General features: G+C 70.5%; 14 protein-coding genes. All 14 read left to right on the forward strand.

The annotated features are described in order from the left end of the window. Nucleotides 1-55: 55 nt before the first annotated feature. The 14 genes from ACIQ6R_RS13295 to ACIQ6R_RS13360 all read left to right on the forward strand — a co-directional run bounded on the left by ACIQ6R_RS13295 (nucleotide 56) and on the right by ACIQ6R_RS13360 (nucleotide 14,735). Complete coding sequence (locus ACIQ6R_RS13295; protein ID WP_404221000.1) at nucleotides 56-841, forward strand: hypothetical protein; 786 nt, start codon at nucleotides 56-58, stop codon at nucleotides 839-841. 22 nt (nucleotides 842-863) lie between these two features. Beyond that, nucleotides 864-1,814, forward strand: coding sequence for a P22 phage major capsid protein family protein (locus ACIQ6R_RS13300; protein WP_404221001.1), 951 nt, complete (start codon nucleotides 864-866; stop codon nucleotides 1,812-1,814). Continuing rightward, a complete protein-coding gene (locus ACIQ6R_RS13305; protein WP_404221004.1) occupies nucleotides 1,811-2,191 on the forward strand; it encodes a hypothetical protein in 381 nt (126 codons plus the stop codon). Before ACIQ6R_RS13300 ends, ACIQ6R_RS13305 begins: the two co-directional genes overlap by 4 nt. 69 nt (nucleotides 2,192-2,260) lie before the next feature. Next, nucleotides 2,261-2,719, forward strand: a complete 459-nt coding sequence (locus ACIQ6R_RS13310) for a hypothetical protein (RefSeq protein ID WP_404221006.1) — start codon at nucleotides 2,261-2,263, stop codon at nucleotides 2,717-2,719. A 15-nt stretch (nucleotides 2,720-2,734) separates the two neighbouring features. After that, nucleotides 2,735-5,191 carry a hypothetical protein gene (locus tag ACIQ6R_RS13315; protein WP_404221009.1) on the forward strand — a complete coding sequence of 819 codons (2,457 nt, stop codon included), beginning with the start codon at nucleotides 2,735-2,737 and terminating at the stop codon, nucleotides 5,189-5,191. Beyond that, nucleotides 5,191-5,886 carry a hypothetical protein gene (locus ACIQ6R_RS13320; RefSeq protein ID WP_404221011.1) on the forward strand — a complete coding sequence of 232 codons (696 nt, stop codon included), beginning with the start codon at nucleotides 5,191-5,193 and terminating at the stop codon, nucleotides 5,884-5,886. The genes ACIQ6R_RS13315 and ACIQ6R_RS13320 overlap by 1 nt, the downstream gene beginning before the upstream one ends. Then, a complete protein-coding gene (locus ACIQ6R_RS13325) occupies nucleotides 5,883-6,200 on the forward strand; it encodes a hypothetical protein (RefSeq protein WP_404221013.1) in 318 nt (105 codons plus the stop codon). Before ACIQ6R_RS13320 ends, ACIQ6R_RS13325 begins: the two co-directional genes overlap by 4 nt. A gap of 13 nt (nucleotides 6,201-6,213) precedes the next feature. Next, the gene (locus ACIQ6R_RS13330; protein ID WP_404221015.1) at nucleotides 6,214-6,564 is read left to right on the forward strand and encodes a hypothetical protein; all 351 of its coding nucleotides are present in this window, start codon (nucleotides 6,214-6,216) and stop codon (nucleotides 6,562-6,564) included. Further along, a complete protein-coding gene (locus ACIQ6R_RS13335) occupies nucleotides 6,561-6,992 on the forward strand; it encodes a minor capsid protein (protein WP_404221017.1) in 432 nt (143 codons plus the stop codon). The genes ACIQ6R_RS13330 and ACIQ6R_RS13335 overlap by 4 nt, the downstream gene beginning before the upstream one ends. A gap of 10 nt (nucleotides 6,993-7,002) precedes the next feature. Beyond that, the gene (locus ACIQ6R_RS13340) at nucleotides 7,003-7,488 is read left to right on the forward strand and encodes a phage tail tube protein (RefSeq protein ID WP_404221019.1); all 486 of its coding nucleotides are present in this window, start codon (nucleotides 7,003-7,005) and stop codon (nucleotides 7,486-7,488) included. Nucleotide 7,489: 1 nt separating this feature from the next. Next, nucleotides 7,490-8,011, forward strand: coding sequence for a hypothetical protein (locus ACIQ6R_RS13345; protein WP_404221021.1), 522 nt, complete (start codon nucleotides 7,490-7,492; stop codon nucleotides 8,009-8,011). A gap of 205 nt (nucleotides 8,012-8,216) precedes the next feature. Then, nucleotides 8,217-10,769, forward strand: coding sequence for a phage tail tape measure protein (locus tag ACIQ6R_RS13350; RefSeq protein WP_404221023.1), 2,553 nt, complete (start codon nucleotides 8,217-8,219; stop codon nucleotides 10,767-10,769). 2 nt (nucleotides 10,770-10,771) lie between these two features. Next, nucleotides 10,772-13,507: a hypothetical protein gene (locus tag ACIQ6R_RS13355; RefSeq protein WP_404221025.1), complete on the forward strand. Its 2,736-nt coding sequence runs from the start codon at nucleotides 10,772-10,774 to the stop codon at nucleotides 13,505-13,507. Between the two features lie 4 nt (nucleotides 13,508-13,511). Continuing rightward, nucleotides 13,512-14,735: a poly-gamma-glutamate hydrolase family protein gene (locus ACIQ6R_RS13360; RefSeq protein WP_404221027.1), complete on the forward strand. Its 1,224-nt coding sequence runs from the start codon at nucleotides 13,512-13,514 to the stop codon at nucleotides 14,733-14,735. The last annotated feature ends 135 nt before the right edge of the window (nucleotides 14,736-14,870 follow it).

The raw sequence follows: 14,870 nt of genomic DNA on the forward strand, positions 1-14,870 counted from the left end.
ACAACCCCCGCCAGGCGCGGGGCCGAACATCCCGACGCGCACCAGGAGTGCACGCATGCAGAAGCGAACCCTCCCCAGGCTGGCCGGTGCTGGCTGGGCACACCCCTACGGCCACGGCCCTTTCGCGCCGTACCTGTACGCCGACGGCGGGGACGGAGACGACTCCGGATCCGACAGCGACGACAGCGGTGACGACGGCGCGGACGATGACCAGGACGACGACGCCGGCGGGACCGGCGACGACGACGCCTCGGACGACGCGGCCAAGGGTGAGAAGCCCAAGCCGAAGGCGCCCGCCAAGAAGGACGAGGACCCGGCGGCCGAGCTGGAGCGGCTCCGCAAGGAGCTGAGGCAGGCGAACGGTGAGGCGGCGAAGGCCCGCACGTCCGCGAAGAAGGCGGCGGCCGACGAGGCCCGCACCGAGATCATGAAGGAACTCGGGAAGGTCCTCGGCCTGGTCGAGGACGACGACAAGACGCCGCCGGACCCGGCCGCGCTCAAGGCGCAGATCGAGTCCGCCACGGCGGCGCACCGGGAGACCGCGGTCGAGCTGGCCGTGTACCGGGGGGCGTCGAAGCACGGCGCCGACCCGGACGCGCTCACCGACAGCCGGGCGTTCCTGAAGTCCATCGCCGACCTTGACCCGAACGACGAAGGGTTCGCGAAGGCCGTGAACGCCGCCATCAAGGCCGCGGTCACGGACAACCCCAAGCTCAAGGCCGCGAGCCAGGCGCCCGCGCGCACCTCCGGCGACTTCTCCGGCAGCTCCGGAGGCCGCCCCAAGAACGACGACTCCATCGACGCTCACCGCGAGGCACGCCGGAAGGCGCGCGGCGGCTGACCTCCGCAGAAGAGAGGGCCCCATGGCCAACACCTTCCTGACCCCCGACACCATCGCCCGCCGGGCCCTGGCCACGCTGTACGAGACCACGCACATGGCGCAGCTCGTCCACCGCGACTACGAGGCCGACTTCGCGGGCCGCGTCGGTGACACCATCACCGTCCGCAAGCCCGCGACGTTCGTCGCCAACGAGTTCAACCGGACCACCGGCATCGTGCCGCAGAACGCGACCGAGTCTGGGTTCCCGGTCGTCCTCAACCACCTCCCGGACGTGTCCTTCACGGTCACCACCGAGCAGCTCAACCTGGAGATCAACGACTTCGGCGAGCAGCTCCTCGACCCGGCCATGGAAGCCATCGCCCAGAAGATTGACCGCGACCTGCTGGCGCTGCGCGACGACATCACGCAGACCGTCGGCGCGGTCGCCGAGGACCCGCTCGGCGAGGACCACAACTACACCGACGGCGCGTACCCGTGGTCCGACTCGCGGGTCCTCATCGAGGCCGGCGCGGTCCTGGACACGAAGAACGTGCCGCAGGCGGACCGCAACGTCGTCGTCGGTCCGCGCACGAAGGCGCGGTGGATGGCCGAGAAGATCTGGCGCGCGGCCAACGAGCGCGGCAGCACGGTCGGCCTGACCGAGGCCCAGTTCGGCGCGCGGGCGTCCGGCTTCATGCCGTACATGACGCAGAACATCGCGGGCCCGGCCGAGACCCCGACCACGGGCGAGCCGACGACCGAGGTCGACGTCGCCTTTCACAAGACGGCGTTCGCGCTGGTGACCCGCACGCTGGAGGTTCCGCCCGGTGCGCAGGACGCCACGATCATGAACTACAAGGGGTTCGCCCTGCGCGTGGTCTACGACTACGACATCAAGTACAAGCAGACCGTGGTCAGCGTCGACTGCCTGTACGGCACCAAGACCCTCGACGCCAACCGTGCCGTGCTCATCCAGGGAGCTGCTGCCGCATGATCCGCTACCACAACACCAACACGGGTGACGTTGTCGAGCGCGAGCACGCCGACACCCGCCTGGACATGCTCCCGAACTGGGAGCGCCTGGACGCCGACGAGACCCCGGAAGCGCCCACCCCGGACAGCGTCCTCAAGCGCCCGCAGACCTCCCCGGGCGTTGCGCTCACCTCCACCGAGGGACCGCGCGCCACCGCCGAGGAGGAGCACCACGAGCAGCAGGAGGACGCCGGGGAGGCCCCGGACCGGTCCGCGTCCAAGGAGACGTGGGTGGAGTACGCGCTGAAGCGTGCCGTGTCCGACGAGGAGCGGGCGGAGATCCCCTCCCTGACCAAGGCCGTACTCATCGCGAAGTACGGCGAGAACCCGGTCACCTGACCGGTTCGTCGCGAGCGAGGGAGGCCCGACGGTGGCCTCCCTCTCGCATGTCCATAGGAGGGAGGCCGCATGGCTGATCTCGTGACGAACATCGGCAAGGGCCGACACGTGTACTACGCCGGCGTCGCGGAGGCCGGAACTGGTGGTGCGGTGCTGCGGGCGGTGGTGCTGGAGGCGACAGGCCTGGAGGGTGACGACGCGCTCCAGGACTACGACACGCTGGCAGCGCTGCTAGCGGGCGCCAGCAACGAGCAGGTGACGATGGGCCGCAAGGCCCTGACCGCGGTCGCCGTGACGGTGGACGACGTCGGCAACAAGGCGTCGTGGACGGCCGGGGACCTGGTGTGGGCGGACGCGACGGGCAACCCCACGGGGAAGATCGTCATCTGTTTCGACCCGGACGGCACCAACGCGGACGCCGGGATGATCCCGCTGACTGTGCACGACTTCGCGGTCACCCCGGACGGTACGTCGATCACCGCGTCGGTGGGTGCGGGCGGCATCGCCGTCTCGGAGAACGCCGCGTAGGAAGGGGGCGGTGCCATGAGGCTGTGGGCCGAAAGCTTCGACACGCAGTCGGCGGCCGGGTGGGACGTCACCAACGGCACCGTCACCTTCGACACGACCACGCCCAGGCAGGGCGCCGCGTCGCTGTCCTGCACCACAGCCACCGCCGTGCAGGCCAGCATCACGAAGCAGATCTACCCGACGGACACCCCGACAGCTCGCGTGCACCTGCGCGCATGGGTGCGGGTGAACGCGGCCCCGTCGGCGACGACCGCGATCATGGCGTGGAGCTTCAACGCCACCACGGTCAGCGGCTTCTACTGCATCAAGCTCCAGCCCAACCTGGCCCTGATCCCGACCCTGTCCGGTGGCACCACCGGTACCGCGTCCGCGCCGCTCACCCTGGGCCAGTGGCACTACGTCGAGATGTACTACGACGACACGGCAGGCATCATCAAGGCCCGCCTCGACGGCGTCCTGTGGGCCACCCGCACCAGCTCGGTCCTCGGCGGTGGTCGGTACGCCCGCTTCGGCATCATCAACCCGGCCATCGCGGACATCGACTTCGACGACGTCGTGGTCGACGACCGCACCCTCGGCCCCGCCCGCGCGCGGGACTCGGCCGGCCCCCTGGCCGGACGTATCGCCACGCCTACGGGCGAGCTGGTCGACGACTTCGACGACGGCATCGTCGACCCGGTCCTGTGGCCCGACTCGTACGGCGGCGTCACCGAGGCCGGCGGCCGGGCGCAGGTGCCGTGCGGCCTGGACTACGCCGCGTACGCCTCCGCGAAGGTCTACACCCTGCGCAACTCGCAGCTGGCGTGCCGCATGTACCCGGCGCCGGTCGGCGACTCGCTCGTGGCGTGCTGGTCGCAGGTCCTCATCCAGACCACCACCCCCGGCACGGACGTCGTCATCGAGCACAACGCGATCGCTGACACCCTCGGCATGGCCCTCCGCGTCGGATACGCCGACCCGGAGTACACCGCCATCCCCTACGACCCGGTCGCCCACGCCTACCTCCGTATCCGGCAGACCGGGGCGGATCTGCTGTGGGAGACCAGCCCAGACGACGCCACCTGGACGACCCGCCGCACGGTGGCCGCGCCCGCGTGGGTGTCCGACCCGAACCTTCAGGTTCAGCTCATCGCCCACCGAGACGACGGCACACCCGAGATCGCGGAGTTCGACGACGTCAACATGGCTCCGGCCGCCGTGGTGGTGCCGCTCGGCACAGCCTCCGAGGAGACCGGAGCCACCCCGTACGGCGCTTCGAAGGCCAGGGCGCTGACGAACGCCACCGACACCCAGGCGGCCGTGCCGCTGACCGGAGCCAAGGCCCGCACACTGGCCGACGCCCGAACGACGGACCAGGCCCGCGGGCTCACGGTCGCCAGGCGTTCCGAGCTTGGCGCAGCCACCGAGCAGTCGTCGGCCGGGCCCGTGGGGCACGCTCGTACGGCCGTGGTCGGCCAGGCCTTGGAGGTCACGGCGGCCGGAACCGTCGGGTACGCGAGCGCTCTGGTGCTCGGCACTGCGTGGGAGCATGCGACGGCGGCACCGGCCACTGTGGCCAAGACCGGGCCGGCCGGTGCGGCCAGCACCAGCGACAGGGCTCTGGCCCTGACCGCGGCGAAGCGGGCCGTACTCGGTACGGCGGGCACCGCCGAGGAGGCCCGCCCGTTCACGACCGCTGGGGAGACCCGGCTCGAAGACGCCCGCGCCACAGAGCGCGGGCTCCCGGTGACCGGCAGCAAGACGGCTCCCTGGCTCCTGGCGGCGGCCGGGGACACCGCGCTGCCGGTCACCGCGGCCAAGCATCAGCCCACCAGTGCGGCAACCTCGGCGGACTCCGCTGCCCCGCTGGCCGCTGGCCGCCGGGTCCCGCTCGTCGAGGCTCACGACCGTGAGCGCACCGGCCGCCTGACGGCGGGCAAGCAGCTGACGCTGGGCACGGCCACGGACGGCAGCCGGGCCCGGATGCTGCACCTGCGGTCGTCCGGTGACCTCGGCGCAGCCTGGGCGATGGAGAACGCAGGCAGGCTGCGGACCGCGAAGCAGCTGCTCCTCGGCACCGCCCGTACGGCGGAGACCGGGGGCGGGCTCGCTGCGGACCGTGAGGTGCCGCTCGGCGCCGCGTCGGCCACGGATTGGGCCGCCGAGGTGACGCGCGGCAAGGAGCACCGGCTCGGCGTGGCCCGCTGCACTGACCGGGCAACCGCCGCCACCAGCGGCAAGCACCACACCTTGGGCGCAGCGTCGGCCGCCGAGCGCGCCGGCACCATCCGGCAGCCGTTCCAGACCCGGCGCCTGCGCCCCGCCCGCGCGCACGACACCGCGGCCCCGATCGAGGGCCGCAAGCAGCAGCCCGCCGACACGCTCACCCCGTCGGTGACCGGGCCGACGCTGACCCCGTCGACGTCCGGCCCGCAGCTGGCCGCGTCCGTATCCGGGCCGTCCCTGACGCCCTCGACTTCTGGAGGTGGCTGATGCCCGATGTCGGAGACGTGGTCACCGCACGCCTGGTCGTCGCCCCGTACGACGACTCCACGACCGCCGCCCTGGTCGTGACCGCGCCGGACGGCACGCTGTCCACACCGGTAACGTCAACTGGGGACGGCGGACAGACGTGGACAGCACCGCTCGTCTACACCCTGGCAGGAGTGTGGCGCCTGTCGTGGACCGTGGCCGGCACGGGGGCGAGCGTCGAGCACGAGCTCGTGGCCGTCGCCCCCACCCCCGGCGCGAGCGCGGGCGGGCGCGTGTATGCGACGACGACCGACCTCGCGAACTACCTGCGGGCAGCGCCGCCGCTGGACAGCCAGCAACTCCTCGACGCCGCGTCGCAGATGCTCGACTCGCGGGTCCTGGCGTACTGCCGCTACGACGTCACCGGCCTGGGCATGCCCTCCGACTCAGACGTTGCTACGGCGATCAGTCGCGCGGTATGCGCTCAGGTCGCCTGGTGGGACGAGGTCGGCGACCACATCGGCGCGGCCGGAGCCGGGTACGGCAGCGTGTCTATCGGCTCCGTATCCCTCGGCCGCACCACCGGCAGCGCATCGTCGTCGGCCTCGGGCGGGGACGCTGCGGCCCGGCAGATCGCCCCGCAGGTATGGGACGAACTCCGGGCCCCAGCCCTGCACGACAAGCTGGCCCTCGGCGCTGTGGCGGTGCCCTGGTGAGCCGCGTTCCCGGCTGGCTGCTGCGCCACCGCATCACGATCGAGCCCTATAAAGGCGACTCCAGCACAGGCCCGGTGTACGGGCCGCCGGTCGAGGTCCGCGCGTTCGTCGACGAGCAGACCCGCGCCGTCGTCTCGGCCGGCGGCGAACAGGTCACCTCCTCGTCGACCGCCTATGCCCGGCCGGGTACCAAGGCGCCGCCACTGTCCCGGGTCACCCTGCCCTCCGGCCGTACGACGAAGGTCATCGCCGCTCTGCCCCGCGACGGCGGCGGCTTGCCGACCCCGGACCACGTGGAGATCCAACTCCAGTAGAAGGAGGCCCGCTGTGGCGCAGCGTTTCCGGCTCGACTTCAACGGGGCAGGCGTCGAGCGGAACGTCCGCGACGCTGCCGCCCGCGGCCTGCTCCTCTCCGCCGAGCACGTCCTGACCGAGGCACAGGAAGTCGTGCCGCTCGACGAGGGATACCTCCAGTCCACCGGTACCGCATCGGTCGACGAGGGCGACCTCACCGCCGCCGTGAGTTTTGACGGGCCGTACGCCGTCCGGCAGCACGAGGAGCTGGATTGGCGGCATGCCCCCGGCAGGCAGGCCAAGTACCTGGAGCAGCCGCTCAACGCCAACAGGGGCCCGGTGCAGCGGATCATCGCGGCCGAGGTCAGGCGGGCCCTGCGATGAGCCACGACGCGGACCTGTTCCAGGGCGTCGCCGAGCTGCTCGACACTGAGGGCATCGGCACCTACGACCCGGACGCGGTCCTGCCGGCCGACGTCACCGGCATCGTCCTCGGCAAGGTCCCGGACGGCCCGGACCGGGTGCTGGGCCTCACCCCGTATCCCGTCGCCGACGACGACAGCACCGACTCGGTCACCGGCATCCAGGCCCGCATGCGCTGGGGCACGGACGCGGCCGGGCTGGTGCAGCTCGCCGACGACGTCTTCAACGTCCTCCACAACCGCCGCTCCTACCGGCTGCGCGGGGTGTGGGTGGAGATCTCCTGGCGGAACTCCCAGGCCTGGATCGGCCAGGACACGCGCGGCCGCATGGAGCTGGTCGGCAACTACTACTTCCGGACCGTGCGGACCGGACCCCACCTGATCGACTGAGGAGAGAGCCATGTCGACACCCGTCGAGACCACCGAGACCGAGCTCGCCCGCGAGTGGCGCCTCGAAGTGAACATCGGCACGGCCGAACTGCCGGACTGGCAACTCTGCCCCGGCGTCCGCGAGTTCCAGCCGTCCGCCGAGCCGAACATCGAGGACAGCTCCGACTACGACAGCGACGGCTGGGCCGGGAACACGAAGACCGCGCAGGCCTGGGAGCTCGCGGTCACGATCCGCCGCAAGGCCAACAAGACCAGCAAGGTGTACAACGACGTCCACGAGGCGATCCGCCTCGCCGCCGACGCGTACGGCGAAGCCAACCTCGTACACCTGCGCTGGATGAACCGCAACGGCCTTCCCGAGGCGTACGAAGGCAAGGCCATCCCGACGTGGGCGCCGGCCGGAGGCGAGTACTCCGCCCTGGGAGAGGTCGAGATCACCTTCACCGGCGACGGCCCGCGCACGGCCATCGAGAACCCGCTCGTGGTGACCCCCTGATATGGCCACACAGTTCGAAGCGCTCGGGGACTTCCTCGACGACTACCTGGAACTGCCCGTCTCCGTCGGGGACGGGCAGACACGCGTCTACCGGATTCCCTCGCCGACCGCCGAGGCAGGCCTGCGTGTCGAGGCGATCACGAAGGCCGCAGCGCAGCTCTTCCTCGGCGGCGTCGCCCCGGACGAGGAACTCCTCAACGACGACGAGGAACGCGACCTGTTCCGCCTCGTCCTCGGCCCGGTCCACGACGAAATCGCCGCCGACCTGTCCTGGACCCGCTTCCGGCACGTCGCCATGACCACCATGGTGTGGGTCCTCAACGACCGCGACACCGCCGCCAAGTACTGGTCCTCGGGCGGCGACCCTTCTCTCTTGGCCCCGAACCGGGAAACCCGTCGGCAGCAGAAGTCTCAGCGCTCGGCGTCGGCTGCGGCGAATACGACCCGGTCACGGGGCTCTACGAGTGGTACGAGGGCGGGCTCCCGCCAGCGTCGCAAGCGCGGTCCCAAGGCAAACGGGTAACCCGCACCGACCTGCTGGAGCAGTGGCCGCTCGTCGAGGCGGACTTCCAGGACACCTACGGCCTCGACCTCGACGACGACCAGCTCCTCGCACGCCGGTCCTGGCGCTGGTTCCAGACCCGCCTCTACGGCCTCGTCTCGGCCGACTCCCGCGTAGCACGCCACTTCGCACCTCCACTCCCCAAGCACCCCCGTAGGAGGTAGCCGTGGCCCTCGTCGTTGGCGAACTGACCGGTGTCATCAGCCTCGACGCAGACGGGGTCAACCGCGGCCTGACACAGGCCGAACGCGCGATGCGCACGGCCGGGCAGGCAATGGGCGACGACGCCGAACGGGCCGGACAGCGTGCCGGGCAACAGCTCGGCGACGGCGTCACCGACGGACTCGACGGCATCCAGGACGACGCCGCCCGCGCGGGACGGCAGGCCGGGGAAGAACTCGGCGACGGCATCGTCCGCGGCGCCGACGGCCGCCTCCGCAACGCCCGCGGCCGGTTCGTCGCGGCCGGACGCGCTGCGGGGGACGCCGTCGGCGACGGCCTCCAGGACGGCGGCGAGGAGGGCGCCGACCAGGCCGCCGAGAGCATGGGCGACCGCATGAAGGGCCGCATGACGATGGCCGCGGCCGGTATCGGGGCCGCAGCCGGCGCGCTGCTGATGCAGTCCTTCGCTGAGGCGCTGAGCCAGGGTGAGATCACCGCCCGCCTTGGCGCGCAGCTCGGCACGACGCCCGCGGAGGCGCAGCGCTACGGCAAGCTCGCCGGCCAGCTGTACACGGGCGCCATCGTCGACACCTTCCAGGACGGCGCGGACACGATCAAGGCGGTGGCGTCGGCTGGGCTCATCCCGCCCGGGGCGACCAACAGCCAGATCAAGAGCATCGCGGCGAACGCTTCCGACCTGGCGGACCTGATCGGTGTGGACGTCACACAGGCTGCGTCCGCGGCCGGGACGATGATCCGTAACGGGCTCGCGAAGGACGGACGAGAAGCGTTCGACCTGCTGGTGAAGGGCTCCCGAGGCCTTGGGATCGCCAGCGAGGACGTGCTGGAGACGTTCACCGAGTACGGGCCCGTCTTCAAGTCCGCGGGCCTGTCCGGGCAGACCGCGATGGGCCTGATGCGGCAGGCCGTACAGGGCGGCTGGGGCAAGGACACCGACAAGATCGCCGACGCCTTCAAAGAGCTGAGCCTCCGGGTCACCTCGGGGTCGAAGGCGTCCCAGGACGCGCTCAAGGCGCTCGGCCTGGACTCGCAGCAGGTCATGGACGACCTCGCGGCCGGCGGCGCCAAGGGCGAGAAGGCCATGGACGACATCATCGACTCGATGGTGGAGCTGGGCCCGGAGACGGCAGGCGTGAAGCAGGCCGTCCAGGAGCTCTTCGGCGGGCCGGGCGAAGACCTGGGCGCTGCACTGTTCGCTCTGGACGTCGACAAGGCGGGCAAGTCCATGGGCACCGCGGCCGGGGAGGCGGACAAGCTCGGCAACGCGATGCGGGACAACGCGGGCACGAAGGTCAAGCAGTTCCAGCGGGGAATCCAGCAGGGTGTCGTCGACTTCCTCGGCGGCACGGTCATCCCGGGGATGGACAAGTTCCGGCAGTACGTGAGCGGCCGCTTCAACAGCATGTGGGCTGAAGCGGGGCGGGCGGCGGACGGCAACGAGTTCGCCGACAAGCTGGTCGCGTTCTTCCCGATCCTGGGCCAGCGGCTGGCGACCAAAGCCCGCGAACTGGCCCCGAAGATCATCGGCGGGATCGTAGACGCGGGCCAGGCCGTAGCCGAGTGGGTCATGGCCAACCCGACGCAGGTACTGAAGATCGCGGCGATCGCTGGGGCCATCACGCTGGCCCTGGTCGCCCTCCCTGCTCTTGCTGCGGCCGCGATCAGCACGGCCGCGATCTCCCTCATGGTGGGCTTCGTCGGCCGCCTGCTCACTGCCCTGGACGAGAACCTCCCGCGCTGGTGGGCGAGCTTCACAGGCTGGGTCACGGCGAAGGCCGGCCAGGCCGGGGCCGTGATGTCCGTGCTCGGTACGGCGATCAGCAACTGGTTCTCCGGGCTGTGGTCTCGATACGTGTCCGGGCCCGTCAGCCGGGCCTGGGCCTCGTTCATCGCCTCCGTGCAGGCCCTGCCGGGACGGGCGAGTAACGCCCTGTCCGGGCTGGGCTCGTCGATCACCGCCCGCGCGTCCAGCGCCTGGCGCTCCTTCCGCGACTCGACGGTCCAGCGTGCTCTCGGCGTGGTCTCGTGGGTGCGGGGACTGCCGGGCAGGATCGCGGGCGCCTTCGGGAACGTGGCCGGCCTGCTGTACGGCAAGGGCCAGGACGTTGTACGCGGCCTGCTGAACGGCGTCCGCTCGATGGGCGGCTACCTGCGCTCCCAGCTCATGAGCTTCGCCCGGTCCATGATCCCGGGGCCGATCGCCAAGGCCCTCGGTATCGCTTCGCCGTCGAAGGTCATGGCCAAGAGCGTCGGCCGGTGGATCCCGCGGGGCATCGTCGCTGGTATCGAGTCCTCGTCGGGGGAGCTCGACCGGACGATGGCGAACCTGGTGAACACGCCCACACCGTCCGCGTCGTACGCCGGCGCGGTGGGCTCTGCGATGGGCACGAGCGGCAGCGGCGGCGGTGGATCCGTTCGGACGGCGACGCTTACCGCCGGGGACGCACTCACCGATCAGATCCTCACCCTCATCCGCACCCAAGTCGGCATCAACGGCGGCGACGTTCAGGTCGTGCTCGGCAACACCAGGAGGTAGCAGTGGCGTTCCCGGAGACCCCGCTCGGGCTGCGAGTCGAGTTGCTGATCGACGGAGTCTGGACGGACATCACTGCGGACATTTACACCAGGTCCCCGATCACTCACCAGCGGGGGATCCGCAACAACGGAGCGGTCGCCGATCCCGCGTCAGTCCCGATGATGATCAACAACAAGTCCGGCAAGTACAGCAATCGCAACCCCATGTCGCCGTACTACGGACTGATCGGCAGGAACACGCGCGTACGCCTGTCCCTCCCCGGCGAGCAACGCTACCTTCAACTCGACGGCGACCCGGGCAGCGCCGCTTCCACCCCCGACCATGCCAGCCTCGACATCACCGGCGACCTTGACCTGCGCTGGGAGGGCGAGGTCGACTGGTACAAGCCCGGCTCCCAGATGCTCATGGGCAAATGGACCTCAGCCCCAGGCAACCGCAGCTACAACCTGCGCGTGCAGGACGGCCGCCTCTACATGCACGTCAGCACAACCGGCACGAACGGCCTATGGGGCGTGTGGACGATGCCCGCCCTGCCCCGGCATGCGGCACTGCGCGGCACGTGGGACGCCGATAACGGCGCCGGAGGGTGGACGGCCCGCGTGTATTGGGCCGAGACGCTGGACGGGCCGTGGACCCAGATCGGCGGGGACGTCGTGACCACCAGCGGCACCGCCCCTGTCTTCAGTGGCACGGCGCCCCTGTCCGTTGCTCCGTCCCAGCTCGACGTCACACCGCCGCGCGAGCCGATGGCGGGCCGCGTCTACAAGGCGGAGGTGCGCAGCGGAATCGGCGGTCCGATCGTCGCGAACCCGGATTTCACCGCGCAGGCCGCAGGCACCACCGCCTTCACGGACGGGACCGGCCGGCCCTGGACGCTGTCCGGCGCGGCAGAGATCCGGGACCGCGTGGACCGGTTCATCGGCGAGATCAGCGAGTGGCCGCAAAAATGGGTCCCCAGCGAGGCAGATGCGTGGGTACCCGTGCAGGCGGCCGGGATCCTGCGCCGCCTGGGCCGCGGCACCAAGCCGCTCGATTCTGCGCTGCGCCGCCGCATCCCCAGCTTCAAGCCGATGGCGTACTGGCCCATGGAAGAAGGCGAGCACGCCACCAAGGCGTACTCACCGGTCGCTGGCATCGACCCGCTTCGCTTCACGCAAGCCGAGTGGGCCGCCGACAACACCCTGCCCTCGTCGGGGCCGCTGCCCGCGGTCAACTCCCAGTCTGGGAACCTTTCCCACCTCGGTGGCGCCGTCCGCAACTACTCGTGGGCCTCGCTGCCCGGCTGGTCCGTGCACTGGCTGTACCGCATGCCGCAGGTACCACCCACCCGCCGCACGTTCCTGCTGATCCACTCCACGGGCACCGTCCGCGACTGGTACATCCAGTCAGGCCCCGACAACTCCCGCATCCTCGGCCTCGGCTACGAGGGCGAAACCCTCGTCGACCGGATCATCGCCACCTCGACGGATATCTTCGGCGACTGGGTCAAGGTCACCTTCTCCGTGGAGCAGGTCGGAAGCAACGTCCGCTACACGATCACCTGGTCCGACATCGGCGGCGACGCAGGCCAGTACAACAACACCGTCACCGGCGTCACCGGCCGCCCCACCGGCGTCTACTCCCCGCCCGGCGGCTACTCCGCCGACATCAACGGCATGGCCATCGGACACATCTCGGTGTGGGACACAGTCGAAACCCCCGCCTACGACAACGCCCTCGACGCCTGGTCCGGCGAGACCGCGGGCGCCCGCATGCTGCGCCTGGCCGGAGAGGAAGGCTTCCCCATCACGCTGACCGGGGCACCTTCTGACACGGATCCGGTCGGCTACCAGGGCCTGGCCCCGGTCCTCGACCTGATCCGGACGGCAGCCGACTCGGACAGTGGTCTGCTGACCGAGGACCAGACCGCACTGCGGCTGCTGTACCGGCCCCGATCGACGCTGTACTCGCAGGAGCCCGCGCTAGTCCTGGACTACGCGCAGGGGCAGATCGCCGGGCCGCTGGAGCCCGTGGACGACGACACGGCCATCCGCAATGACGTCACGGTGACTCGCGAGGCCGGGTCGTCCACACGTGTCGTCCTCGGATCCGGCCCGCTGTCGGTCTTGGACCCACCGGACGGCGTCGGCGTCTACAACGACTCCATCACCTTGTCGCTGGCCACGGATGACCAGACCGAGGGCAAAACGTACTGGGAGCTGCACCTGGGGACGTGGGACGAGCCCCGCTACCCGGCCGTCACCGTGAACCTGCACCGGCACCCAGAGCTGATCCCTGCAGTGCTCGCCCTGCGCGAGGGCGACGTCATCCGGCTGACGAACATGCCGAAGTGGGTGGCCCCGGACGACGTGGACCTCATGTACTTGGGGTTGAAAGAGCAGCTGCTACCCCGCACGTGGACGGCAACGTTCAACTGCGTCCCGGCGGGACCGTGGCGGGTCGGCGTGGTCGGTGACGCGGTCCTCGGCGTCGTCGACACGGACGGCAGCGAGCTGGCCGCAGCGGTCGACGCGAACGACACGATCCTGCCGGTGACAACGGCTGGTCCGCTCTGGATGTGGGAGACCGCGTTCGACGTCCGCGTCGGCGGCGAAGTCGTCACCGTCACGGACGTGACTGGCGCCGTCGAGGACCGCTACGACCGTATCGTCAGCGACGGCTGGGGCACGGCAACCACGGGCGAGACGTGGACCACGACGGGCGGCAGCGCCTCGGACTACAGCGTGCAGGGAGGATGACCACGTGGCTGACCTATACGCCTCGTACTCCGAGCTCGCGGCCGCGGAGACGGAGGGCGTCGACTACGAACGCCGCTCCGTCCCCCTGGCCCGGGCAACGTGGTGCTCGATCGCGATTCATGGCGGCGGCATCGAGGGCGGCTCCGGCGAGCTTGCCCGCGCGGTGGCACCGGGACTGATGTCGCACTACGAGTTCGCCGGCCTGAAGAACACCGGCAACGGTGACCTACACGTCACGTCGACGAACTTCGACGAACCGCAGTGCGAAGCCATCGTCCACACCGCCCGCCGCTGCCTGTCCTTCCACGGCTACAGCGGCACCCCGGGCGTGGCAGAGACAGCGATCGGTGGCCTCGACGAGCAGCTGGTCGCCAAGGTCACGCAGTATCTGGTGGCCGCCGGGTTCACGGTCATCGACGCACCGTCGGAGATCGCGGGGGACAACCCGGCGAACATCTGCAACGAGACCACGACGGGCGCCGGCGTCCAGCTGGAGTTGTCGCGGGCGCAGCGGGAGGCGTTCTTTCCCGGCGGGGACCTGTCCCGGGCCATGCGCGACTCCGGGCAGCGCACCCCGGCCTTCGACGCCTACGTGGCCGCCGTACGCCGCGCTTACCTAGGGCACGGCGTCATCACCCTGGGCAGCATCAACAACTCGCGCTACGCCACGGTCCCGTATCCGTCACCGGACGTCGACCTCACGGCCGCCATGGCTACGGATAAACTCGCCACCGGCGGCTCCCACTTCCTGCACCTGGTCGCCCGCTACGCGGACACGAACAACTCGTACCTGGCCAGGCTCGCCCTCAACACCGACCAGTCGATCACTCTCACCCTCCGCAAACGTGTCGGAGGCACGGAGACGCTCCTCGCTACGGCAGCCGGCACCGGCGGACTGACCCACGCCGCGGGCCGCCGGTTTCGCGTCCGGTTCCGAGTAACAGGCGGCACCCTCCGCGCCAAGGTGTGGCGCGACGGCGGAACGGAGCCGGACGCCTGGTCGGTGACGACGTCGGACAGCAGCCTGTCGGCCGCCGGCGCGGTCGGTATCCGGGCGATCCTGTCCGTCACGAACACGAACTCGCTGCCAGTGACTGCGAAGTTCGCCGGTTTTCAGCAGCTCACCCCGCAGCGGATGCATGTGGTCCGCTCGGCCAACGGCATCGTCAAGGCTCACGCGGCTGGGGCGGATGTGCGGCTGGCCAACCCGATGCGACTCGCCCTGTAGGAGGCAACCGTGCCGTATGAACCGTGGCATCCGGGCATGGTGGTGTCCGCCAGTCGCCTGCGGTCGATTTCACCGACGTGGCAGGACTGGGCACCGTCGTGGACGACGTCTGGGGCGTCCACACCCAGCTTCGGG

Origin of the sequence: Streptomyces sp. NPDC096048, from assembly GCF_044763415.1 — a bacterium.
Lineage (GTDB): Bacteria > Actinomycetota > Actinomycetes > Streptomycetales > Streptomycetaceae > Streptomyces.